Consider the following 23,546-nt stretch of genomic DNA (forward strand, 5'->3'; position numbering starts at 1 on the left):
ACCACCTCTCATTTCTATTTTAGTTGTGCTTTTTAGATTAAACTTATAATTTTTCTTATGGTACTAAAACCGCTCTATAAAAATCTGTATCCAGACTCACTAAGTTTCTCTGTTATTTGTGAGGGGAGTCGAGAGTCGAGAGTCGGAATTAACTGGTCACTGGTCAGGAGTCACTAGTCACTGGTCACTGATAACTGAAAACTGCTGCCAACAAAGATAGAGCGCTCTGGGAACGTGGAAACAACCTTTCCATTTGCCACCTTTAAGGTTTAATAAGACTTGTCCCTGGCGATCTAAGTAACCGAACCATTCGCCATATTCAGGATCGGCAAAATGCGACCAAGTGTAATCGTGCATTTTTTGATACCACTCCCAACACGCTTCGCGTCCCGTCAGGCGATATCCCATTACCAGTGCTACCAATGATTCTAAATGCACCCACCACAGTTTTTGATTCCATTCCAGTTGCTGAGGTGGATGTCCGTTAGCATCCATAAAATAGTATAAGCCACAGTATTCGTTATCCCAGGCAAAATTGAGAATGTTGAGGATTACGTCAACTGCTTGGTTAATCGTTTTCGGATCGTTGTGGCGGCGTGCAATATCCATGATGAACCACATGGCTTCAATCCCATGACCGGGGTTAATGAGTCTGCCATCAAAACAGTCAATATGGGAACCATCTGGAGTCACGTTTTCATACATTAAGCCGCGATCGCGATCTAAAAAATCGGTCATGACTTCGCGCACGGTGACAGCTAAAATTTCCTCTAGGCGATCGCTGGGTAGCAGCCAGTCCATTTCTAGGGACAAGTTGGCTAAGATCATCGGTACTGCTAGCGATTTGAGCGATCGCGTCCCAGGATATGCTTTGTTATATTTGCCTTTGGGATTGTCCTGACGGCGTAAAACGTTGTTGTAAGCTTGCAAGGCGACATCTTTTGCCCAATCTTCTCCTGAAGCTAAGGCATACTTACTAAATGCCATTGCCGCGAAGCAATCGGAAAAGATATTGTATGGCTGTACCAAAGGATTACCAGCGCGATCGAGAGCAAAGTACCAATTACCTTCAGGATCTCGTCCGTGTTTTGCTAGAAAATTTGCGCCGTTTGCGGCAATTTTGAGCCACTCTGGACGTTTTTCTAGTTGGTTATACAACATGGAGAAGATCCAAACTTGGCGATTTTGCAACCAGATAAACTTGTCGGTATCGTAAACTTTCCCCGCGCGATCGAGACAGGTAAAGTAGCCGCCTTGCTCCCAGTCAACTGAATGTCGCTCCCAGAACGGAATTACGTCGTTGAGCAGAGCGTTTTTGTACAGTTCAGCCAGTGCTTGAAAATCTTGCTGCATAAGTTTGGATAGCACGAGGGAGCGATCGCCACTAATTATCACCTTGCTATAAATAATTCACAAGGGCTGGTTCGCGTTTATTCAAGAGCGATCGTAGATGACAATGTTAAATTGCTCCTCCTCAGAAGGAGGTTGAAAGTATTTGGTTATTTCCTCAAAAACCATATCGCTGACAAAAGCTGATTCCGATTGATTTTTACTTCGCTCTTTTAATTGACGTTTGCAAAGGTCATCAGTTGCGTTAATGAAGTATAGCTCGTGGGCTGCATTAGCTTTCTCAAACAATCCGCGAAACCACTTGCGTTGGTTGATTGTATTGGCTGAAAAATCTAGAACGACCGATATTTCTCTAGAGAGAAGATCGCTGATATGGGATGAAATCGCAGTCCGAAGGCGTGGCGAGTATTTAATATAGCTGGGAATATCGACAATTTCGTCAGGATAAAGTTGGGCAAGTAGCTCATCTTCAACGAAAAGAATTGCGTTGTATTCTTTGGCTATCTGCCTTGCTAACGTAGATTTTCCCGCAGCCATTTTTCCACAGAAGAAAAATAGGGTTGATTTGATATTCACTTTAAGTCTTGCTTAGGTTTGGCGATCGTGCTTCACCGTTATGACGACACTTCCTTGTTTGTGTCCTTGTTCGACATATCTGTGAGCCTCGGCAGTTTGTTCCAATGGATAACGCCGATCGATAACTGATTTTATCTTCCCTGCTTCAATCAGCTCTTTGAGGAAAATTAAATCTGCTTTACGCTCGATTGCTGTCCCGCCTATGACTTTCTTGCTGCTGGTCATTGAAGTCCATAGTCCTCGAAGTATCGGGGACAGATTTATGTGGACAGCTCTGAGATAAATTCCTTGTTTCTTGAGCGATCGCAGACAACCTGAAAACGAACTCTTGCCTACCGTGTCAAAAATAATATCGTAGGTCTTACCGCTTTTAGTAAAATCTTCTTGAGTGCGATCGATAACTCGATCGGCTCCCAGAGATTTCACTAATTCTAAATTTGCCGTACTACATACCCCAGTCACTTCTGTGCCAAAGTACTTGGCAAGCTGCACGGCAGCCGTACCTAACGCTCCAGAAGCCCCATAGATCAGAACTTTTTGTCCGCTCTGAATCTTCCCTTTATCTCTCAGGAAAATCAGTGAGGTTGTTGCCCCAAAAGGAATGGCGGCGGCTTCCTCATAGGTCATGTTAGTAGGCTTGATGGCGATCGCTCCTGCTTCAGGCAGACATATGTACTCGGCATTAGCGCCAAGACTGATTCCCGCTCCAGCAAATACGCGATCGCCTGCTTGGAATTGCGTTACATTTTTGCCAACCGCTTCAATTTCTCCAGCTAGCTCGCTCCCCAGGATCGCGTTCTTTTTAGGTTTTAAGAAACCATAGAAAAATCGTACGGCGAATGGGTCAGCCTTGCGTAGGCGCAAATCCGCCGAGGTTACTGTTGTCGCATGTATTCTTATCAATACTTCATTGTCCTTGGGAGTAGGTTTTTCTACCTCCTTTAGCTGCATAACCTCCGGCGATCCGTATTCCGTGCAGACAATCGCTTTCATGAATGCTCCTCTAAGATAGCTTTAGTGTTAGCCCTCAACAAGCACCTTAACGCTCAATACGTTCAAGTTCTTCACGAACAACTCTGCGTAAGGTTTCCTCTAAAGGTTCGCGACTCTGCTGAATATGCTGGCGCAAAGCTTCGTTAATCATAGTTTGATAATTTCCTCCGCCTGCACTGTGAGCTTGTTCGCGAAACCATGCTAAAACCTCGTCATCTAGCCGAATTGTGATCCGAGTTTTTCCAGGTGGTGTTGGGTCAATCGCCCCTCGTTTACCCCGACTAAAATCATATTCTGTTTCCATTGGTAAGCCACCTCAACTGTAGTATGCATAACTGTACATACTACCAATGGAACAGCGCCCCAAGCAGTTATTCGATCGCATTCATCATACTTGTTAAATAAAGTATCATTTTAGGTCATAAAAAAGTAGGGTGGGCAATGCCCACCCTACTAACAAGTAAACATTAAACAACGGATAATTTTTGCTCTTTCTCTTGCATGTATTCGGTGACAATTTGCCGGAATTGTTCGCCTTCGATTGTCTCGTTATCGACTAACAAATCCACTAAGCGATCGACTAAATCGCGATTTTCGCGGATAATTGTCCGCGCTTTTGTAAATGCTTCAGTCGCGATCGCCCTAACTTGATTGTCGATTTTTCTTGCCATTTCTTCAGAATATTCCGATCGCTCCATCCACCCTCCCCCTAAAAATACTTCGTTATCGGGGCTTTCTAAAGCGACTGGACCCAAATTTGACATTCCGTATAATGTCACCATTTCTCGCGCTAGGTTAGCAACCATTTTTAAGTCTCCAGAAGCACCCGTAGTGACTTCTGAATCGCCAAATACTTCGGCTTCAGCAGCTAGTCCTCCCAGGGCGATCGCAATTCGGTCTAAAATCCAAGCGCGACTCCGCAAGTAGCTACTGTCTACATTTTCCTCGTCGGGTACGCTTTGGGCAAAACCACCAATTCCACCCGAACGGGGAATAATTGTCACCTTATTTAAAGGATCGGAATTTTTCAGCAGCGTAATTAATAAGGCGTGTCCGATTTCATGATAAGCCAACAACCGCTTTTTCTTACTATCTAATAATGGTGTCAGCGACAACCCAATCGTAATTCGGTCGATCGCATCCATAATTTCCAACGGTGTAATCGCCTCTTTGCGCCGCCTTGCCGTCAGAATCGCCGCTTCGTTGAGTAAATTCGCTAAATCTGCACCAGAAAAACCAGGCGTGCGTTGGGCGATCGCTTCTAAAGAGACGGAATCATCGACTTTCTTATTACGAGCGTGGACTTGTAAAATTCCCAGTCGTCCTTTATATGCTGGCAGATCCACCGTAACTTGGCGATCGAAGCGACCAGGACGTAATAATGCTGCATCGAGTACGTCAGGACGGTTCGTCGCAGCAATGATGATAATTCCCGTATTGCCTTCAAACCCGTCCATTTCTGTGAGTAATTGGTTGAGAGTTTGCTCTCTCTCATCGTTTCCACCACCAATTCCCGCACCTCTTTGTCTGCCTACCGCATCAATTTCATCGATAAATATTAAGCAAGGGGCATTTTCTTTCGCTTTCTTGAATAAATCCCGTACCCGCGACGCGCCCACACCGACAAACATTTCGACGAATTCGCTACCGGAGATGCTGAAAAATGGGACTGCTGCTTCCCCAGCGATCGCTTTTGCTAGTAATGTTTTCCCCGTTCCTGGAGGTCCGATTAACAAAACTCCTTTAGGAATTTTTGCCCCAACTGCGGTAAATTTCTCTGGCTGTTTGAGGAAGGTGACGACTTCTTGCAACTCTTCTTTGGCTTCGTCAATCCCTGCAACATCGTCAAATTTCACGCCCGTTTTAGCTTCCATCTGGAATCTAGCGCGAGACTTGCCAAAACTTAGGGCTTGGTTAGAAGAATTAGCTGAACGACGTAACAATAGCAACATCAACGCCATCAGAGGCACGATCCAGAGTAAATTTGCTAGCAGACCCACTGCAGCCCTACTATCAGCAGAAGAATTGACTTCCAATGGGACTTGTCTATCTCTAGCTCTATTAATTAATTCTGGATTTTGTTGTAATAACAATACTTCTTTAGGTGGTTCGTCCGCCTTTTGTCCCTTGAGCTGAACTTTAGCAATATTCTGCGCTGGGTCAAGCTCTATTCTGGTAACATCTCCGCGATCGATGCTGCGTAACAATTCGCCGTAATTCAGCGTATTGGAATTTTCTCTTTGCGCCAGTACCGGAGTACCTACAAGCATTGACTGCAATATCATTCCGCTTGCTGCCAAATGCCATAGACTTCGCTTCGCCATATTCATAGCTTTACTACCTGCTGGCGATCGCCGATCTAATGACTGTTTGCGCGAACCTCTCATATTAAAATGCCCTCTGTCGCTGCCTTGACCCATAAACTGTTTTGCAAAGGACGGTAGGTACGATCCACCGTTCTATTTCATACTTAACAGATTGAAGAGATTTTGCCTTAGCTCCAGCTATAAACTCAATTCTTCCAATCTCTAGTGTAACTTCCTGAATTGGTTGTCAGTTATCAGTGTGGAGACGTTACATGTAACGTTTGTACAAATAACGTCTGTACAAAGTTGTCAGCGATCGGTAACCTCTTGCCAATGACTGATGACCAATGACCGATGACTTACTAGTATTTCCTCAAATTTGACATCCCCTGGTAAAAGCCGCTATATTTAATTTAAGCATACTCGTAATGATTATGAGTATCAATAATTGAGAAACTTGACAAAGCCATCAAACTAGTGATGTAGAGAATTTTCTAGTTTTGATTTCGCAATAGTCAAAAAATATCGTCAACAAGGATTGAGATATGGTTAAGATTGTGGGTATCGGTGGCAGCTTGCGGAAAGATTCCTACAGCCAACTCGCGTTAGAAATTGCAGCAAGGCGAGTCGAAGCACTAGGAGCAGAGGTAGAAATTTTAGATTTAAGGCAGATGCAGTTACCCTTTTGTCATGGGGGCGACGAGTATCCAGGCTACCCAGATGTAGAGAGGTTGCAGAATACCGTCCAGCAGGCTGATGGCTTAATTTTGGCTACACCGGAATACCACGGTAGCATTAGCGGCGTGCTGAAGAATGCTTTAGATTTGATGAGTTTCGACCAGCTAGATAGTAAAGTGGCAGGACTAATCAGCGTGTTAGGCGGTCAACCAAATAGCAATGCTCTCAACGATCTGCGGTTAATTATGAGATGGGTTCACGCTTGGGTGATACCGGAACAAATTGCGATCGGACAAGCGTGGAAAGCTTTTGGTGCTGATGGCAAGCTATTGGATGAAAAATTATCGCAACGCTTCGACCAATTCGCCCAAAGTTTAGTTGAGAATACGCGCAAATTGCGTGGTGTTTCCTAAAAGTAGGGGCGCACAGCCGTGCGCCCTTAACACATTAATGATGGTGATGATGTCCGTCGTGGTGATGATGTCCGTCGTGATGGTCGTGGTGATGGTGGTGAGCGGACACAACCGCTAACTGAGGATTAACTGAGAGTGCCTGCTCTGATAACAGTGCTGCGATTTGAGGATTCGCCCATTCTGCTGCCATTTGTAGAAAACGAGAATGAGCATTTACACAAGGCATTTGCACGTAGCTAATAGTGGAATGCTTGCGACGCAAGTTGTGAATGATGTGGTCTACGTCTAGTAGAGTTTCATGATTTTCTGTGGCAAAACCAATTGGCATGAAGACGATCGCCGTTGCGCCCAAATCGATCAGATTTTTTGCTGCTTGAAATGCATTTGGCTGCGTCCATTCAATGAGAGGAGTATCGTGGTTGAGCCAGCCTACAGAGATCAGTGGATAGCGGTGGATGAGTTGTTCTCTAACTAGTTCGTATAGAGCTTCACTTTCTGCAATCCCCGACGTGAAACCCTTGGCTTTGTGGGGACAACCGTGATTCATTAACACGATGCCGATCTGGGAAGGTAAGTAAGCAGACGCAAGCTCGGCGGCGATTTTTTCTTCTACCAACTGCGCCATCAAATTGATGTAGGCAGGTTCGTTGTAGAAAGAAGGAATATAGCGTTGTCCCTTCAGCCAGTGTTCTTCACCATCAGCTAACTTTGCTAAGGCATTATTGACTTGTTCGACAGCAATACCGCTAGTAAAAATAGAATCGACAACCAGTAGAGGATAAATCAGTAGTTTGTCAAATCCTTGTGCCTTGATTTCTGTGAGAACTTGCTCTGGAAGGTAGGGAGCGCAAAAGTTAAAGGCTTTAAAAACTTGGACGCGATCGCCCCATTTAGCTTGTAGCTCTTGCTCGATCCCCGCCCGTTGCTGCTCGAAAATCGCATTATGGGGCGAAACAAAGTGGTTGTGTTGATGCTGCCACTCGTGCAAGTCAAACATTGCCAATAGCTTTGCTAAAGGCGGGTAGATCCACGTTGGCACGGGGGCAAATTTAGCTGTAAGTAGATTTAAAGCTTGTTCGTTATAGTTGGCGAAATCTGCATAGCTTTCAACTTCACCATAACCCATTAGTAAAACGGCAACTCTGTCTTGGTTAGAATTTGGAGCTGGCGCTTGAGGTTGTTGTTTCTCTGGAGTTGCTACCAATTTCCTTGCCTCGCCTGAATAAATGTTCTGCCAGTCTTTGATGCTTGTAGCAGGGAGAGTACAAATTCTCATACCCCGCGATCGCTGGTACTACTCTTACTCACACTAGGTTAGCATCCCCTATGGGGGGATTGGTCTATCTATGGAGGAAATCTTTATGAAGGGGTGAGGAGCGAGGAGCGAGGAGCGAGGGGACAAGGGAGAGGACAAGGGGGATAAGGGGGAGAAGAGAGCTGAGGGAGCAACTACAAATTCAAAATTCACGCATTCAAAATTCACGCATTCAAAATTCAAAATTTCCCCACACCCCACACCCTTTCATCGCGCACCACTCACCACTCTCTTTCCCTCACTCCTCGCTCCTCACTCCTCATTCAAGCAACGATCGCCCGATCGCGTCCTTCCTGTTTAGCGCGGTAGAGAGCAGTATCGGCAGCTTTGAGAATGGCTTCTCCCTCTAATCCGTGTTTGGGAAAGCTAGCGACTCCTAAAGATAGAGTTATTGCTCCTACAGGTTGACCGGAAGATTCGACATGCAGTTGTTTGACAGCGGCGCGAATTTGTTCGGCACGTAATTGCGTTACTCCAAGGGAGGCTTCGGGAAGAATGAGCAGAAATTCCTCTCCACCGTAACGACAAGCAATATCCGAACCTCGGACGTAACTTTGCAAGCAGCGTCCTAATTCCCGTAACACGGCATCGCCAGCATCGTGTCCGAAAGTGTCATTGATCCGCTTGAAGTAATCGACATCGAGCATGATGATGGAAAGTGGCTGTTGCTTGCGATCGCAACGTAGCATTTCCCGCTCTAAAGCTTCTTCCATATAACGTCGATTGAATAAACCAGTCAGCGAGTCGCGAATGCTCTGGTTTTTCAAAGTCTCGCGGAGTTTTAAATTAGCTAAAGTCGGAGCGATATGTTCTGCGACTCCAATCGCCAGTTGCCTTTTGGCAGGGGAAAGAACGCCCTTCTCTAGCGAACCGAGATAAAGCACGCCGAAGGTTTCTCGATGCGCCATCAAAGGCACGCACAAGGACTCAGCTGGTAAGCTGTGGTGTACGTGTTTGCAGAGCAAACCATCGTCGGCATCATCAACCCAATGAGGTTTACCCAAGCGGAGCGCCCAACAATCATCGGGATTAAAAGCTTGCTGATTTGCTAAGAGGGGGACTCCCCAGGTAGCAACTGGTTCTAGTAAACTTTTCGTGTTGCGGTTGAGAAAAATTCCCCCCGATGCTTGCGGGAATAGAGATTGCACGAGTTGAGCTAGGGTAGTGCAAGCTTCTTCCAGCGTCAGACAAGCTTGGAGTACATCAACGGTATAGCTGAGGTAGGTAATTTCGTGGTTGCGCTGTTTGAGTTCGTTGACCCAATTACTCAGTTGCTCGTTAGCTTGCACTCTTGCTGCTTCCGCTTGCTTGCGTTCTGTTACATCAGTACCAGAGGCAATAATGTAACTAATTTTACCGCTGGCATCGTACATCGGTGTGAAAGCAAAGTCAATCGTGATGAAGCGATCGTCGCCTACTTTTGCTTCGCCTTCATAACGCACTTTTTCACCCTGACTGACGCGATCGATCGCCGATCGCAACTCAGCTTGTACGGTAGGAGAGTAAGACCACCAGTAAGTTTGAAGCAGGGATTTACCCAAAACATCTTTGGGCTGAAGATCGGCTGCATCTAATAAAGCTTGATTGGCTTCGATCAGCGTGCCATCAGCCGAGAGAACGGCAACAAAGGAGAATAAGCTATTGATAATGTTACGTAAGTGCTGTTCGCTGTGACGCAGGCTTTCTTCAGCAGTGGAATGAGTCGTAACGTCTATCCCACAGGCGATCGCGTACTCTACTAACCCTTGGCGATCGCGCAGGATCGTATTTGTCCAAGCAATGCGGCGAGTGTGACCATCACGGTTGAGACAGTAACCTTCATATTGGCTTGCCGATTGACTGGTAAGTAAATTTTCCCAGTGAGTTTTGGGCGATTCAGCTTCACCAGGGAGCGAAAATAATTCCCAAAAAAACTTTCCTTTAACTTCTGTTGCCGTGCGAGCGGTCATTTCTTCGCAGGTGCGGTTACAGCGAAGAATTTTCCCTTGCGGGTCGAGAACCAAAATTAAAGCGCCAGAGGTATTGAGGATTGCTTCCGAAAAATCTCGTTCCTGGGCGATCGCTTCGGTAATCTGCTGGCGCTCTCTGATTTCGCGATCTGTAAAACCGTAGACTCCAGTTAAGAGCAACATATTCAAACAAATAGCAGCAGCAAAGGCAAACATGGATTGACGAGTGCGCGTAAATTCTGCTTGCGACTGCTTCTGTAACAGAGTGTACTCCGTGCTTTCCATGTCTTGGACGATCGCTTCAATTTTATCTGCGATCTGCTTCGATTTCTCTAACAGGGTAGTTTGGGAAGCAGCTGTGGCTCCTTTGGTTTTTCTTAAAAAAGTTGCTTGTTCGATTTCCGTAATTTTTTGCTCGATTAAGGGTTGCAGAGTTGACAAACGGCGCTGTTGGTGAGGATTGTTGCCAGTTTCCTGCTGAAGATGGATGACTTTGGTTTGAATATCTCTTGCCGCGTCGTAGTACGGTTCTAAATAGCTAGGTTGTCCAGTAGCGATATAGCGATGTTTGGCGATCGTTGCCTTCTGCATGGAGGCATGGATCTCTTTCAAGTCTTCGAGGACGCGATAGTGCTGGATTTGCTTGTCGTGATTGCGCCCTAGACTCGTCAGAGTGTGATGAGAAACTGCTCCTACTCCAACTAACGTTGCTGAAGCTAAACCCAAGCCAAGCGCCATGCGGGTAAAAAAGCGCTTGTTACTTGAATGTTGGCGATTGACTGTCGGTGTCGATGCAAGGCGATCGCTTCTCTGTTCCAACAACTTCACAACTTGACGACCTAAAGACTGCAATGCTTCTATTTGCTGCAAATCGAGTTCTCGCGCCGTGCGGTCGATCGCGCACAAACTCCCAATTGCGTATCCTTCCGCAACAATCAGGGGAACGCTAGCATAAAAGCGAATGTGGGGCTGGGAACAAACTAAGGGATGAGTAGCAAACTGAGAGTCTGTTGAAGCATCGCTGACAACGAAAACTTCTTTTTGTTGTAGCGCTCGTCCGCACAACGCCAGATCGCGCGAGAGGGAATCGATCTGCCAACCAAAACACGCCTTAAACCACTGGCGATCGAGATCGATAAAACTAATGCTAGCAATGGGAACACCACAAATTAACGCTGCCAAATGCACAATTTCATCAAATTCTGGTTCTGGCGGTGTATCGAGAATTTGACACCGATAGAGAGCTGCTAGTCTGGCGGCTTCATCTTCTAGCAGCGTTGAATTTCCAATAAAAGATTTTGTTTTTGATAACTTTTCTGCTGAGGCATTCAGCCGTTGGTGGGCGGCGGTAATCATCTAAACTCTAGATACTTAAAAACAAGGTTTGTATTCTTCAAAGTTTCGTTTCGAGAAGCCAGGAGTAACTACAGTAAGAACACTGAAAGACTTCTTAAAACTTTCTAAATTCAACTCATGAAAGTCGTTATTTGTGCGGGAATCCACGATTTGCATCTGACTCAAGCATTAATCACAACCTTCGAGTCAAGTTTTACCCCTCTATCGCAGCTAAAAGAAACGGGAAATTTACTGGTTTATTCTCCGCCATATCCGTATTTATCCCTATCTGCCGTAGGGATTTTACAGTTTCTTCACGATCGCCTCGGCAGTCCAAAAACAGCGCCGTCGTTGATTTTCCTCGGTTTCAGCGCCGGAGTCGTAGGCGCACTTGGTGCAGCCTGGGGATGGCAGCTCATGGGAGGCAAAGTACGCGCTGCGATCGCGGTAGACGGATGGGGAGTGCCTTTATTTACCAACTTTCCCTGCTATCGCCTCAGCCACGATTACTTTACCCACTGGAGTTCTGCCCTCTTAGGTGAGAGCAACGATAGCTTTTATGCCGATCCGCCAGTAGAGCATTTGGTACTATGGCGATCGCTGCCAACAATTACAGGTTGGTGGGTACACTCAGATGAGAGTCACGCGCAACACCGCACTTACCTGACGGCAGCTGAATTTTTGTCTATGCTTTTAAAACGACACGGGAAGGAGGGAGTGGCTAGTGGCTAGTGGCTGGTGGAACCAGAATCGATCCCTTGTCTCCCTATTACCCGACTCCCGTACGGGCGGGTTTTCCAAACGAACTCTGATACTAACTACAGACTTTGGGTAAACCCGCCCCTACAATTCCCTGCTCGATCGCTCCCTGCTCCCTAATCTAAATGTTTCCCACCGAACCGCCTGCTAACACAAATGGGTTTCGCGCCCTGTTGCACAACCGAAATTTTATGCTGCTGTGGATCGGGCAACTACTGTCCCAGCTAGCAGATAAAGTTTTTCTCGTCCTGACGATCGCCCTGTTGGAAAACTATCCCCTTGCCGCAGGTATAGAGGATACCAGACGTTCTGACCTATTTATGGCGTTTACCCTACCAGCGATTCTGTTTGGTTCTGCTGGGGGTATCTTGGTCGATCGCGTGCCAAAAAAGCCGATCATGGTTGGTTCTGATGTGGTACGAGGGCTGTTGACACTGATGATCCCGCTTCTACCACGGCAATTTCTGATTTTGCTATTGCTGACTTTTGCGATTTCTACAGTGACGCAATTTTTTGCCCCCGCCGAACAAACAGCGATCCCCTTGCTAGTTAAGCGAGAACAACTCATGTCTGCTAATGCTCTTTTCAGCAGCACGATGATGGGCGCGTTAATTGTTGGTTTTGCTGTGGGGGAACCGCTGTTAAGCTGGGCGAAATCTTCTTTGGGTAATTCAGGACAAGAATTAGTCGTGGGTGGATTATATCTACTATCGGCGGGGATCATGCAGCCGATAAGCTTTCAAGAACGGCAGTCCCCCAGAGAAGAACGACAGAAAAAAAATGCTTGGACTGAGTTTAAAGAGAGTTTGAGCTATTTGCGGCGAAATCGGCTCGTGTTGAATGCCATGTTGCAAATGACAACTTTGTATTGCGTATTTGCTGCTTTAACCGTGCTAGCAATTCGCCTAGCAGCAGAGTTTGGTTTGAAAGAAAAACAATTCGGCTTTTTTCTGGCGGCGGCTGGGGTAGGTATGGTATTCGGTGCGGCAATTTTAGGTCATTGGGGCGATCGCTTGCATCACAAGCCTCTACCTTTGTACGGATTTTTGATGATGGCGTTTGTCTTGGGCATATTTACATTTACCCACAGTCTATTCCTTGCCTTGGGATTGTCTGTGTTGCTGGGTGTTGGGGCTGGTTTTATCGGCGTACCGATGCAAACCCTAATTCAACAGCAAACTCCACCGGAAATGCACGGTAAGGTATTCGGCTTTCAAAACCACGCGATCAATATTGCTTTATCCGCACCTTTGCTGATTACCGAAAGGCTAACCATTGCCTTTGGCTTACGCAGCGTTCTGATCGGGATGAGTGTCGCCGTCACCGCGATCGGGATCTGGGCGTGGCAAAATACTCGTAGAGTTTTGAAAGATGCGATTTAATTGGGGTGTAGAGAGCATAGATAGATGACAACTTTTACTGCAATTATCGAGAGAGATAGGGATACTCAACTTTATATAGGATATGTTCCTGGTTTTCCTGGAGCGCATTCCCAAGGCGAAACTCTCGATGAGTTACAAGAGAATCTACGTGAAGTCATTGAAATGCTTCTGGAAGATGAAAAACCTATTTTCCAAACCGAGTTTGTTGGAATCCAACAAATTGCGGTTCGGTAGATTTATGAGTAATATTCCTGTTTTAAAACCGCAGGAGGTCATTCGGATACTAGAAAACCTTGGATTTGCTGAAGTACGCCAGAAAGGATCGCATAAGCAATTTAGACACTAACGATGGTCGAGGAACAACAGTTCCGTTTCACCAAGGACGCGATATATCACCCAGGCTACTAAGGCAGATTGCCAGCGATATTGATTTAACTATTGAAGAATTATTAAAGTTTCGATAGCGTAGAAGCAATAGCTAATGCTTTGTTACAAGTGACTAGTGATTTTTCCCCCAGGTAGGCGGCTCTCCCCTCGCTCCCTCAGCTCTTTTCCCCCGGCTCCCGACTCCCGCATAGATAAAACTTATCCTATGATTCAGCGCTTTTTATCTATGTCATGAGATCCTCAATATTAGACACTAGAGTAAATTTAATAATTAATCGGCAATTTAAAATACAAAATATAAATACAGGTATCCCCCTAGTTAACTAAGTACTGCGTGAGGTTTCCCGTGCGAGCATCTCGTACCCACAGTGTTTCCATCAAAAACGGTCATCTGAATTCATCGGCAATTTCTACTACGCCTCTAGTTACGCCCAAACGGGCGACTGGGGCTTATGCTCTAATTGACAGTCTCAAGCGTCACGGAGTCGAACATATTTTTGGCTATCCTGGCGGAGCAATTTTACCAATTTACGATGAGCTATATCGGGCGGAGGCTGCTGGTGGGATTCAACATATTTTGGTCAGACACGAACAAGGCGCAGCTCATGCAGCTGATGGCTATGCCCGTGCTACTGGTAAAGTAGGCGTGTGTTTTGGCACTTCTGGACCTGGGGCAACTAACCTAGTGACAGGAATTGCTACAGCCCATATGGACTCGATTCCGATGGTGATTATAACGGGACAAGTCTCCCGCGCCGCAATTGGCACGGATGGGTTTCAGGAAACTGATATTTATGGCATTACCCTGCCAATCGTCAAACATTCCTACGTGGTGCGCGATCCCGCTGATATGGCGAGGATTGTGGCGGAAGCTTTCTACATAGCTAGTACGGGTAGACCAGGACCAGTTTTGGTTGACGTGCCGAAAGATGTGGGGCTAGAAGAATTTGACTACGTACCTGTAGAACCAGGAACGGTGAGGTTGACTGGGTATCGCCCTACTGTCAAGGGAAATCCCCGCCAAATCGTGCAAGCAGTGCAGTTGATCCGGGAGAGCCAGCGCCCATTACTATATGTGGGAGGAGGCGCGATCGCCTCTGGCGCACATGCAGAAATTCGACAACTAGCAGAAATGTTCCAAATTCCCGTCACCACAACTTTGATGGGCAAAGGGATTTTTGACGAACACAATTCCTTGGCTGTGGGAATGTTGGGAATGCACGGTACGGCATACGCCAATTTTGCCGTGAGTGAGTGCGATTTATTAATTGCTGTTGGGGCAAGATTTGACGATCGCGTGACTGGTAAATTAGATGAATTTGCTTCCCGCGCTAAAGTCATCCACATCGATATCGATCCAGCGGAAGTTGGCAAAAACCGCGCCCCAGAAGTACCAATTGTCGGCGACGTGCGGACAGTTTTAGTCGAGTTGCTGCGGCGATGTCAAGAAACAGGGGGATGTCAAAATCCCAACCAAACTCAAGCATGGCTCAAGCGGATCGAGAGTTGGAAAGAAGATTATCCTCTAATCGTGCCGCGTCACGCCGATCGCCTCTCACCTCAAGAAGTGATTGTAGAACTGAGCCAGCAAGCACCGAATGCTTACTACACTACCGATGTCGGACAGCATCAAATGTGGTCGGCGCAATTTTTGAAAAATGGTCCCCGTCGCTGGATCTCCAGTGCAGGTTTGGGAACGATGGGCTTTGGAATGCCTGCGGCTATGGGTGCAAAGGTGGCATTGCCCGATGAAGAGGTGATCTGCATTAGTGGCGATGCCAGTTTCCAAATGAATTTACAAGAGCTGGGAACTCTCGCACAGTTTGGCATTAATGTCAAGACCGTAATTATCAATAACGGTTGGCAGGGAATGGTACGTCAGTGGCAACAAGCATTCTACGGAGAGCGTTATTCTTCCTCGAATATGGAACCATCAATGCCAGATTTCGAGCTGCTGGCTAAAGCTTACGGCATTAAAGGAATGGTAGTTTCTACGCGAGAAGAATTAGCTACGGCGATCGCCCAAATGCTAGCTCACGATGGCCCCGTCTTGATGGACGTGCATGTCAATCGCGAAGAGAACTGCTACCCAATGGTTCCTCCTGGTAAGAGCAACGCTCAAATGGTAGGTTTACCAAAACAACCTAAAGCTGAAAAAGCTGTAGAGGTCGTCCATTGCAGCAATTGCGGCGCACAAAATCTCTCGCGCAATAACTTCTGTCCTGAGTGTGGCACGAAGATTTAAGTTGGTAAGGGGAATGGGTAATGGGTAGTTGGTAGTTGCAATTGCCCATTATCAAAAAGTAGTTTCAGCTTGCAATTGGCACGTTTTTAAATGCACCTGTATCTGGAATAAAAAGATCGATCGCCGTCACACCTTCCGGTATTCTCAACCACACGTAAGCGTCTGATGAGGCATTTTTCCGCACGAAGTACAAATTAACGCTGCCTGACGATCGCTTATAGTCTACTGGTTCGTAAGTTTCACTAGTATCGGGATTACGGGCTTTCGTACCTGCTACATTAATTACGTCGCTAGGGCTAGCATCAGCTGCAAGGCGACGGATTCGCATTTGTACGTTGACGACATCGCGAGTTTTTGCCTCTGGATCTGTGATTCGCTTGACAGCTAATAACTCTAATTTCGCTTTATTGCCAATAGCAGATTGGACGAATTGCCCTGGTTGAATCCCACTTGTAGCGGCGGGTGCAGTTGCTGTAGTGTCAGATGCAGCAGACGACACTGGCGCTGTTGTCTCTGGTTGAGAAGTTCCTGATGTACCAGTGCTAGCGTTACTGCTAATAGCAGCGATTTTTTCTTGCAGCGTAAACACTTGATAGGCAGTGAAGCCACTAAAAGCCAATGCCAAAATTGAGAGGATAACAGCTATACCAGATAAAAAATTACTCATAGTCTATCGTTGTCAATCTTTGTGCTAGTGCTGAATTAAAATGCGATCGCCCATTATGCCCCACAATTAGAGTTGTTGGTACTGCGATCGCAGCTAATAGATATAGTAAAAACCTGGTTTATGCCTCACAACTCCCTAGTACGGGCGCACAGCAGTGCCCCCCTACTGACTCCCGTTAATTCTGACTAATCGGCACATTTCTAAACGTTCCCGTCTCTGGGATAAAAAGATCGAGAGTATTAACCCCCTCTGGTACTTGTAGCCAAACATAAGCATCCGAATAAGTTTGCGGACGCAGATAAAATAGGAATACTGGATTAGTGGCTCGATTTAGAAAGTCAAAGGCTCTGTAAGTCTCGCTAGTTTCGGGGTTACGGGCTGTAGTGGCGCTGACGGTAATTACGTCCTGAAAATTTGGCTGTTTTGTACCCAGCCGCCAAATCCGCATTTTGACATTCACAACATTGCGAGTTGCCAATTCGGGATTATTCAAGCGTTGTGCTGAAATGACTTGAACTTGCGCTTTATTATCCAAAGCTTTACGAATCAAGCCGTTTGGTTGCATTATCAAGCTACCAGTCGCCTGCATTGCTGTTGTATTTGGAGTTGCAGGGCGAGAAACTACTCTAGTAAATTGATTTGCAGTCGCGATCGGCACATTTTTAAACGGCGTAGTTTGATCGACAAACAGATCGATTGTCGTGACTCCCTGCGGTACGTCGAGGACGACATAAGCATCTATGGGTTTATCCTGACGCAGTTTACTGAGTGAAATTCTACCTGAAGATCGCCGCATGAAATCAGTGGCTCGATAGAATTCGCTGGTTTCGGAATTGCTTGCCATAGTCGAACCAACGCTAATCGTACCTTCTATAAGTGGCGTATCTGTAAGTTTTTCAATCTGCATTTCCACATTAACTTCATCTGGCTTGCCAGGGATTCTTTTGACGGCAATAATCGTGACTTGGACTTGATTGCCAAAAGCGGTTTGGACTAAATTGGCTGCTGGAACTTTTGTTGCAGGTGGCACGGAGAATAGATCGCGATGGCTGCCTTTGTCAATTTGAGTGGTGGAGAATAATTTTAAATATTGGGCAAATAATAATCCGCCAATAATGGCGCTACAAATTCCAATAACCAGGGCGATCGCCAATAAAAAGTACGTTTTACTCTCGCGATCGCTGCTTTGAGCCAAATTTGGTATGCTAAGAGTCTTTTTGTCAGGCGATTGTTTAGCGATTTGTACTTTAGTCATATAGTTTTAATCGTCTGTACGCATTTCATCGTCTACACGCAGTCGGCAGTAATTATACGGGTCGGAGATTAAGTAAATCGTACAATATGTATCAGCAAAAACATGATGAAATCTGCTCTTAGAGATATTGTCAAACCAGTTAGCTTACTGCTAACAATTGCCAACGCTCAGATCTACTTGATGTTACCAGCCATAGCTAACAACATTCCACACGCATCTTTACCACATGCATCTTTAAATGCATCCTTCAAAATTGTCCAGCAGCCTTTACGTAACGCAACAAATGCCATTTGTCCCGCTCAATTAGAAACAGCGATCGCCACGGCGATCGATCGCCCCCAACTCAATCGCGCCCGTTGGGGAATTCTAGTCCAAACCGTGAATCGCGGCGATCTGCTATACAGCCGGGACGCTCAAAACTATTTCATTCCAGCATCTAACGTCAAATTATTCACAACCGCTGCCGCTTTGCAAAGACTGGGTTCCCAGTTTCAAATTCGCACTTCTGTTTATCCCACGATCGCAGGTGGTTTACGAGTTATCGGTCGCGGCGACCCTAGCTTAACCGACATCCAGTTGCAAGCATTAGCAAAACAGGTAAAACAGCAGCAATTTCATCGCATCAGCCAGTTAGTGGCAGAAGATGATTATTTTCAAGGTGCGATCGTTAACCCCAGCTGGCAATGGGAAGATATACAAGCAGACTATGGCGCACCTGTCAATAGTTTGATTTTGAATCAAAATACTGTCAAGTTAACGGCGATACCACAACAAGTCGGTCAACCCCTACGCCTCAATTGGTCTGACTTGAGAGAGGGTATGCAATGGCAGATCGAAAATGAAGCGATCGCCGTTCCCGCGTCTAAATCTTCCCTTAACGTCAGCCGCGACTCAGGTGCAGCAATACTCAAAGTCACCGGACAGATGGGAATTGATGCACCATCTGAATCAATAAATTTAGCGGTGGTCGATCCAAAAGCGCATTTTTTACGTCACTTTCAGCGCAGTCTTGCCCGAGCAGGAATTACGTTATCACCTGGGAACGAGCCAGTGCAACAACAAGAGCGGCAGTCTACCCTCGGACTGCGGGAAATAGCATTTGTCGTCTCACCACCGCTATCAGAGTTATTAGTGGAGACAAATCAACAGAGTAACAATCTCTATGCTGAAGCTTTATTGAGAATACTGGGAGTGAGGGTACAGCTAACACCTACGACAGGATCGACGGCTGAAATTGGCTTGCAGAATGTCAAAGAGACTTTGACTACCTTGGGTGTCGATCCTACTGGTTACGTGCTGGCAGATGGCTCGGGGTTATCGCGGCAAAATTTAGCTAGTCCAGTTGCGATCGCCCAAACTCTCAGAGTGATGGCAAATTCACCCCTTGCTACTGTATATCGTACCTCTTTACCGATAGCTGGCGTGAGTGGCACTCTGAAAAGTCGCTTTCAGGGTACAACTGCGCAAGGAATTGTCTTAGCAAAAACAGGGACGATGAGTGGTGTTGTTGCTTTGTCTGGATATATCAATTCTCCCAATTACGAACCTTTAGTTTTTAGTATTATTGTCAATCAATCTGACCAGCCTACATCAGTTTTGCGACAGACAATCGATCGCATCGTGTTGTTTTTAACTCGTTTGCAGCGCTGTTAGTTTAAATTTAAACCCTAATTCAAAACTCGATAATTCTACCTTGACTGAGAGAACCGTTTTCATATTCGCTCAGTTTATTACTAATCGATTGATACCCGTGCGATCGCACGACATCTGAAAATTCACTCATAATAAGTAAGAGCAAAAACTAATTGTAGTAGAATCGTGACCGCATTAGTCAATAACTCAACTTCTCTTTTCCGTCTCTCACCTTTAATTCGGATTACACTGCTGAGTCTATACATAGCTCTCACCATACCATTGCCATTTTTAGCAAAGGTGACAGCCGCACCAGTTCCTCCAATTTGGCTTTGGATAGGAATTAGCATCGGTTTCATCGCCCTATACGCCGCACTTAGCGAACGAGTCATACTAGATGACCAAGGAATTCAGGTGACATATCCCCTATGGGTTCCTAAGTGGTTTCGGCGCGGTTGGTCTTTACCTTGGTCGGAAGTAAAAGAGTTAAAACCCCGTACTACCGGACAAGGCGGACTCGTATACTATTTCCTCAGTCAGGAAGGAAAAGCTTATTTGTTACCGATGCGGGTGGCTGGATTTGCTAAATTGGTGCGGGAAGTACAAGCAAAAACTGAAATCGATACCACGGATGTCATTCCCTTATCGCAGCCTTGGATGTACTTAATTTTGTTGGTATTTACTCTGCTGTTATTATTAGTTGATGCCTGGACAGTTACCACTGCGATCGCATTAAACTAATTCAACTCTGGGGGCGAGGAGTGAGGAGTGAGGTAGCACAATTAAGACTAGAAGGAGTCAGCCTAGCTGCAACAATAGGTTCTCAGTACTTATTGCAGGATATTTCCTTTGAGGCATTTCCAGGCGATCGCATTGCAATTATCGGTGCTTCTGGAGCGGGAAAAACATCTTTGTTGCGGATTGTCAATCGCCTCAGCGAACCTACAGCCGGATCGATTTATTTAGAAGACAAGGAATATGGTCAAATTCCCGCGATTCAGTTGCGCCAGCAAGTGACGCTAGTAATGCAAGAATCAAAACTATTGGGAATGACAGTCAGAGAGGCTTTGCAATATCCTCTAGTTTTACGCAAAATGCCGCGATCGCAAATTCAGCAGCAAATTGCCTATTGGATGGAACGGCTAAATATCCCTGAAGACTGGTTAGAAAAGACGGAACTACAACTTTCAGTCGGACAAAAACAACTCGTTGCGATCGCCCGTGCTTTAGCTACCCAACCGAAAATTCTTTTACTCGACGAACCAACTTCTGCTTTGGATGCAGGTAAAGCATCTCATTTAATCGAAGTATTAATCCAACTAGCAGATAGCGGTCAAACAACAATATTAATGGTCAATCATCAACTCGAATTAGCTAAACAATTTTGTACGCAAGTGTTATTCCTGCAAGCAGGACGTTTGAGCCAAAATGCGTCCAATTCTAGTCAACTTGACTGGGACAAATTAAAAGCGAATTTAATCCAAGCTGAAACAAAAGCAACCCAAGAATGGCTCTAAAGAAAGCCCCCCCTTGTTAAGGGGGTTGGGGGGATCGTTTCAAATATCATCCCTGATTAAGGGGAATAGGGAAGATCTTAAAGCCCCCCTTGTTAAGGGGGGTTGGGGGGATCGTCTCCACCTTGTTAAAAGAGGCTGAGAGATTATTATCAAGCTTCAAAAGTATCTTTCAACACCGTTCTTGCTGCTAAATGATTGCGCGTAGACTTAAGAATATCTGCTTCCCGCTCTAGCCGCGCCGCCGTATCTTGCATTTCTAACAGTGTTTGCTGTTCTGCTGCGACACCGTAAAGATTGCTGGCTACCCAGTAGGATAATTCTGTAGGTAAATCGGGAATATTTTCTGGTAAATCTATCTCCTGTTCTGTCAATTTAGCAGATAGCCTAACCACATCTCGCAGCAGTTGCTCTACTTCTCGTGCCAAAGGTCTAAGGTCTTTTTGTGGTGGATTGTCTTCAATCCATTCCACTAAACCAACTTTGTAAGGTTTTTCTCGCACGTATTCCAAGACCCGAAACCGCTGCTGTCCGAGAGTAGCTACTCTCATCCGGTCGTCCGGTAAACGCTGATACTGAATAATTTCAGCGCAGCATCCAACTCTAGCAGGTTGACCTTGCACGGGATCCCACAATAGTACCCCAAAGCGGCGATCGCTTTCTAGAATTGTATTCATCATAATTCGGTAGCGGAACTCAAAAATGTGTAGAGGTAGGGGGCGATTGGGAAAAAGCACTACCTCTGGCAATGGAAACAGTGGGAGTTCTCGCACCGCTATTTGAGAAGAAGATGTCATTGTCTATTCGTAAAAACGGTAACTGCGCATCCTGTTTTTACTTTAACGGATTTGTTTACAATTAGTTAACAGTTGACGGCTGACAGTTGACGAGCGACCGTCAACCGTCAGTAACTCAACGAGCATTTTACAACTCAAAAAATAGCGTTACAGCTTGACTTCAATATCTACACCCGCAGGTAAGTCGAGTTTCATTAAAGCGTCAATTGTTTTAGAAGAAGGTTGGTAAATGTCAATAATTCGGCGATGAGTGCGAGTTTCAAAATGCTCTCTAGAATCTTTATCAACGTGGGGCGATCGCAGCACGCAATAAATGCGGCGCTTTGTAGGTAAGGGAATTGGACCGATAGCTGTAGCGTTTGTCCGGTTTGCCGTATCAACAATCTTCTCGCAAGAGGTATCGAGTAAGCGGCGGTCAAAAGCTTGTAAGCGGATGCGAATTTTTTGCTGCTGAAGGGTAGCCATTTTTAGTTTTCTTGGTTCGGTTTATTTAGTAATCTCGTTGGAGTTATAAGAAACTCGTTTGGGCTGTCATTGGTCATTGGTCATTCGTCATTTGTATTTACCACCAATGACAAATGATCGGTGACAAACAACAAATTAAAGCAGAAAAGCATTATACCCCATTAGGCTTAGCTTTTCTGCTCTAAGTTAATAGCTGGTCGTTCTACTTCACAATTTTAGAAACAACACCAGCACCAATAGTACGACCGCCTTCGCGAATTGCAAAGCGCATTCCTTGTTCGATCGCGATCGCGTTGATCAATTCTACGGTCATTTTGACGCGATCGCCAGGCATCACCATCTCAGCAGCACTACCATCGTCAGCAGTAAATGCAGTAATTGTGCCAGTTACGTCAGTTGTCCTTACGTAGAACTGGGGACGATAGCCAGCGAAGAAAGGTGTCTTACGACCACCTTCTTTATCTGTTAGCACGTATACCTCAGACTCAAATTGGGTATGAGGTGTAATACTACCAGGCTTGGCAATTACCATACCCCGCTCGATATCTTCCTTCTTCAAACCCCGTAGTAGTACGCCTACGTTGTCTCCAGCCATACCTTCATCCAAGGTTTTCTGGAACATTTCTACACCAGTAACGGTGGTGCTACGAGTGCCTCTGATCCCGACTAATTCTACGGTTTCGCCAACTTTGACTTTACCGCGCTCGATTCTACCAGTTGCAACCGTACCGCGACCGGAGATCGAAAATACGTCTTCTACTGCCATCAAGAAAGGCTTATCAACATCCCGTTCTGGAGTAGGAATGTAGCTATCTACGGCATCCATCAATTCGTAGATTTTATCAACCCACTCATTGTTACCCCGCGCAGTTGTAGGAGTTTTGATCATTGTTTCCAGTGCTTGCAACCCACTACCTTTGACGATGGGAATATCATCGCCAGGGAAGTCATAGGAACTCAAAAGTTCGCGCACTTCCAGTTCTACGAGTTCCAACAATTCTTCATCGTCTACCATGTCTACCTTATTCAGGAAAACGACGATGTTGGGAACTCCCACCTGTTTGGCTAACAGAATGTGTTCGCGAGTCTGGGGCATAGGACCGTCTGCCGCAGATACTACCAGGATCGCGCCGTCCATTTGCGCCGCACCCGTGATCATGTTCTTCACGTAGTCAGCATGTCCTGGGCAGTCTACGTGAGCGTAGTGGCGGTTTTCAGTTTCGTACTCTACGTGAGCGGTATTGATGGTGATCCCCCGTGCTTTTTCTTCTGGAGCTGCATCAATATCGTCGTATTTTCTAGCTTTTGCCTGACCCAAAGCTGCTAGGGTCATGGTGATAGCTGCCGTTAACGTGGTTTTGCCGTGATCGACGTGACCAATTGTACCAATGTTGACGTGAGGTTTAGTTCTCTCAAACTTTGCGCGTGCCATGAGTTCTCGGTTCCTTTTTTATTGAAAGCGATTAGCGATTAGCAATTAGCAATTAGCAATTAGCGATTAGAAGTCAACTAACAGCTAACAACTAAC

The 23,546-nt window shown here is 45.9% G+C and carries 20 protein-coding genes and 1 pseudogene; 9 read left to right on the forward strand and 12 right to left on the reverse strand.

Annotated features, from left to right (window positions below):
• Positions 1-177: 177 nt before the first annotated feature.
• The 5 genes from C7Y66_RS02685 to ftsH all read right to left on the reverse strand — a co-directional run bounded on the left by C7Y66_RS02685 (position 178) and on the right by ftsH (position 5,306).
• Positions 178-1,353 carry an AGE family epimerase/isomerase gene (locus C7Y66_RS02685; protein ID WP_106544365.1) on the reverse strand — a complete coding sequence of 392 codons (1,176 nt, stop codon included), beginning with the start codon at positions 1,351-1,353 and terminating at the stop codon, positions 178-180.
• Between the two features lie 81 nt (positions 1,354-1,434).
• On the reverse strand, positions 1,435-1,926 hold the full coding sequence (locus C7Y66_RS02690) for an ATP-binding protein (protein ID WP_199197215.1): 492 nt from the start codon (positions 1,924-1,926) through the stop codon (positions 1,435-1,437).
• A 12-nt stretch (positions 1,927-1,938) separates the two neighbouring features.
• Positions 1,939-2,919 carry an NAD(P)-dependent alcohol dehydrogenase gene (locus tag C7Y66_RS02695; protein ID WP_106544366.1) on the reverse strand — a complete coding sequence of 327 codons (981 nt, stop codon included), beginning with the start codon at positions 2,917-2,919 and terminating at the stop codon, positions 1,939-1,941.
• Between the two features lie 46 nt (positions 2,920-2,965).
• Positions 2,966-3,223: a BrnA antitoxin family protein gene (locus C7Y66_RS02700; RefSeq protein ID WP_015156691.1), complete on the reverse strand. Its 258-nt coding sequence runs from the start codon at positions 3,221-3,223 to the stop codon at positions 2,966-2,968.
• A gap of 163 nt (positions 3,224-3,386) precedes the next feature.
• A complete protein-coding gene (ftsH, locus tag C7Y66_RS02705; protein ID WP_181245490.1) occupies positions 3,387-5,306 on the reverse strand; it encodes an ATP-dependent zinc metalloprotease FtsH in 1,920 nt (639 codons plus the stop codon).
• A gap of 464 nt (positions 5,307-5,770) precedes the next feature.
• Between ftsH and C7Y66_RS02710 the strand changes: the two genes are divergently transcribed.
• On the forward strand, positions 5,771-6,316 hold the full coding sequence (locus tag C7Y66_RS02710) for an NADPH-dependent FMN reductase (protein WP_015156693.1): 546 nt from the start codon (positions 5,771-5,773) through the stop codon (positions 6,314-6,316).
• Positions 6,317-6,350: 34 nt separating this feature from the next.
• Here C7Y66_RS02710 and C7Y66_RS02715 read toward each other — a convergent pair whose 3' ends face one another.
• On the reverse strand, positions 6,351-7,520 hold the full coding sequence (locus tag C7Y66_RS02715) for a ferrochelatase (RefSeq protein ID WP_041463455.1): 1,170 nt from the start codon (positions 7,518-7,520) through the stop codon (positions 6,351-6,353).
• Positions 7,521-7,894: 374 nt separating this feature from the next.
• Positions 7,895-10,936 carry a diguanylate cyclase gene (locus C7Y66_RS02720; protein WP_106544367.1) on the reverse strand — a complete coding sequence of 1,014 codons (3,042 nt, stop codon included), beginning with the start codon at positions 10,934-10,936 and terminating at the stop codon, positions 7,895-7,897.
• A 117-nt stretch (positions 10,937-11,053) separates the two neighbouring features.
• On the opposite strand from C7Y66_RS02720, the gene C7Y66_RS02725 reads away from it, so the two are divergent.
• The 5 genes and pseudogenes from C7Y66_RS02725 to ilvB all read left to right on the forward strand — a co-directional run bounded on the left by C7Y66_RS02725 (position 11,054) and on the right by ilvB (position 15,688).
• Positions 11,054-11,647 (forward strand): hypothetical protein, encoded by a 594-nt coding sequence (locus C7Y66_RS02725; RefSeq protein ID WP_106544368.1) that lies wholly within the window; start codon positions 11,054-11,056, stop codon positions 11,645-11,647.
• 152 nt (positions 11,648-11,799) lie between these two features.
• Complete coding sequence (locus tag C7Y66_RS02730; protein ID WP_015156697.1) at positions 11,800-13,056, forward strand: MFS transporter; 1,257 nt, start codon at positions 11,800-11,802, stop codon at positions 13,054-13,056.
• A 24-nt stretch (positions 13,057-13,080) separates the two neighbouring features.
• Positions 13,081-13,290: a type II toxin-antitoxin system HicB family antitoxin gene (locus tag C7Y66_RS02735; RefSeq protein WP_106544369.1), complete on the forward strand. Its 210-nt coding sequence runs from the start codon at positions 13,081-13,083 to the stop codon at positions 13,288-13,290.
• Positions 13,291-13,294: 4 nt separating this feature from the next.
• A pseudogene (locus tag C7Y66_RS33285) lies at positions 13,295-13,520 on the forward strand (type II toxin-antitoxin system HicA family toxin).
• Between the two features lie 329 nt (positions 13,521-13,849).
• A complete protein-coding gene (gene ilvB / locus C7Y66_RS02745; protein ID WP_041463457.1) occupies positions 13,850-15,688 on the forward strand; it encodes a biosynthetic-type acetolactate synthase large subunit in 1,839 nt (612 codons plus the stop codon).
• A gap of 64 nt (positions 15,689-15,752) precedes the next feature.
• Here the strand turns inward: ilvB and C7Y66_RS02750 are convergent, their stop codons facing one another.
• Both C7Y66_RS02750 and C7Y66_RS02755 read right to left on the reverse strand, forming a co-directional pair.
• Positions 15,753-16,355, reverse strand: a complete 603-nt coding sequence (locus C7Y66_RS02750) for a hypothetical protein (protein WP_106544370.1) — start codon at positions 16,353-16,355, stop codon at positions 15,753-15,755.
• A gap of 175 nt (positions 16,356-16,530) precedes the next feature.
• On the reverse strand, positions 16,531-17,610 hold the full coding sequence (locus C7Y66_RS02755) for a hypothetical protein (protein WP_015156701.1): 1,080 nt from the start codon (positions 17,608-17,610) through the stop codon (positions 16,531-16,533).
• 102 nt (positions 17,611-17,712) lie between these two features.
• Between C7Y66_RS02755 and dacB the strand changes: the two genes are divergently transcribed.
• The 3 genes from dacB (at position 17,713) to C7Y66_RS02770 (ending at position 20,759) form a co-directional block, all read left to right on the forward strand.
• Positions 17,713-19,263 (forward strand): D-alanyl-D-alanine carboxypeptidase/D-alanyl-D-alanine-endopeptidase, encoded by a 1,551-nt coding sequence (dacB, locus tag C7Y66_RS02760; protein ID WP_106544371.1) that lies wholly within the window; start codon positions 17,713-17,715, stop codon positions 19,261-19,263.
• 165 nt (positions 19,264-19,428) lie between these two features.
• Complete coding sequence (locus C7Y66_RS02765; protein WP_199197217.1) at positions 19,429-19,983, forward strand: hypothetical protein; 555 nt, start codon at positions 19,429-19,431, stop codon at positions 19,981-19,983.
• Between the two features lie 20 nt (positions 19,984-20,003).
• Positions 20,004-20,759, forward strand: coding sequence for an ATP-binding cassette domain-containing protein (locus tag C7Y66_RS02770; protein ID WP_106544373.1), 756 nt, complete (start codon positions 20,004-20,006; stop codon positions 20,757-20,759).
• Between the two features lie 149 nt (positions 20,760-20,908).
• Here C7Y66_RS02770 and C7Y66_RS02775 read toward each other — a convergent pair whose 3' ends face one another.
• The 3 genes from C7Y66_RS02775 to tuf all read right to left on the reverse strand — a co-directional run bounded on the left by C7Y66_RS02775 (position 20,909) and on the right by tuf (position 23,450).
• Positions 20,909-21,553: an LON peptidase substrate-binding domain-containing protein gene (locus C7Y66_RS02775; protein ID WP_015156705.1), complete on the reverse strand. Its 645-nt coding sequence runs from the start codon at positions 21,551-21,553 to the stop codon at positions 20,909-20,911.
• Between the two features lie 147 nt (positions 21,554-21,700).
• Positions 21,701-22,018, reverse strand: coding sequence for a 30S ribosomal protein S10 (gene rpsJ / locus C7Y66_RS02780; protein WP_015156706.1), 318 nt, complete (start codon positions 22,016-22,018; stop codon positions 21,701-21,703).
• A 202-nt stretch (positions 22,019-22,220) separates the two neighbouring features.
• Entirely contained in the window at positions 22,221-23,450 is a 1,230-nt protein-coding gene (tuf, locus tag C7Y66_RS02785; RefSeq protein ID WP_106544374.1) for an elongation factor Tu, read from the reverse strand.
• Between the last annotated feature and the right edge of the window lie 96 nt (positions 23,451-23,546).

Origin of the sequence: Chroococcidiopsis sp. CCALA 051 (assembly GCF_003015105.1) — a bacterium.
Classification (GTDB): Bacteria; Cyanobacteriota; Cyanobacteriia; order Cyanobacteriales; family Chroococcidiopsidaceae; genus Chroococcidiopsis; species Chroococcidiopsis thermalis.

Excerpts from the sequence above, each read along its gene's own strand:
- C7Y66_RS02685 (WP_106544365.1), bottom strand. The coding sequence starts at position 1,353 with ATGCAGCAAGATTTTCAAGCACTGGCTGAACTGTACAAAAACGCTCTG.
- C7Y66_RS02695 (WP_106544366.1), bottom strand. The coding sequence starts at position 2,919 with ATGAAAGCGATTGTCTGCACGGAATACGGATCGCCGGAGGTTATGCAG.
- C7Y66_RS02700 (WP_015156691.1), bottom strand. The coding sequence starts at position 3,223 with ATGGAAACAGAATATGATTTTAGTCGGGGTAAACGAGGGGCGATTGAC.
- ftsH (WP_181245490.1), bottom strand. The coding sequence starts at position 5,306 with ATGAGAGGTTCGCGCAAACAGTCATTAGATCGGCGATCGCCAGCAGGT.
- C7Y66_RS02710 (WP_015156693.1), top strand. The coding sequence starts at position 5,771 with ATGGTTAAGATTGTGGGTATCGGTGGCAGCTTGCGGAAAGATTCCTAC.
- C7Y66_RS02720 (WP_106544367.1), bottom strand. The coding sequence starts at position 10,936 with ATGATTACCGCCGCCCACCAACGGCTGAATGCCTCAGCAGAAAAGTTA.
- C7Y66_RS02725 (WP_106544368.1), top strand. The coding sequence starts at position 11,054 with ATGAAAGTCGTTATTTGTGCGGGAATCCACGATTTGCATCTGACTCAA.
- C7Y66_RS02730 (WP_015156697.1), top strand. The coding sequence starts at position 11,800 with ATGTTTCCCACCGAACCGCCTGCTAACACAAATGGGTTTCGCGCCCTG.
- C7Y66_RS02735 (WP_106544369.1), top strand. The coding sequence starts at position 13,081 with ATGACAACTTTTACTGCAATTATCGAGAGAGATAGGGATACTCAACTT.
- C7Y66_RS02750 (WP_106544370.1), bottom strand. The coding sequence starts at position 16,355 with ATGAGTAATTTTTTATCTGGTATAGCTGTTATCCTCTCAATTTTGGCA.
- C7Y66_RS02755 (WP_015156701.1), bottom strand. The coding sequence starts at position 17,610 with ATGACTAAAGTACAAATCGCTAAACAATCGCCTGACAAAAAGACTCTT.
- dacB (WP_106544371.1), top strand. The coding sequence starts at position 17,713 with ATGATGAAATCTGCTCTTAGAGATATTGTCAAACCAGTTAGCTTACTG.
- C7Y66_RS02775 (WP_015156705.1), bottom strand. The coding sequence starts at position 21,553 with ATGACATCTTCTTCTCAAATAGCGGTGCGAGAACTCCCACTGTTTCCA.
- rpsJ (WP_015156706.1), bottom strand. The coding sequence starts at position 22,018 with ATGGCTACCCTTCAGCAGCAAAAAATTCGCATCCGCTTACAAGCTTTT.
- tuf (WP_106544374.1), bottom strand. The coding sequence starts at position 23,450 with ATGGCACGCGCAAAGTTTGAGAGAACTAAACCTCACGTCAACATTGGT.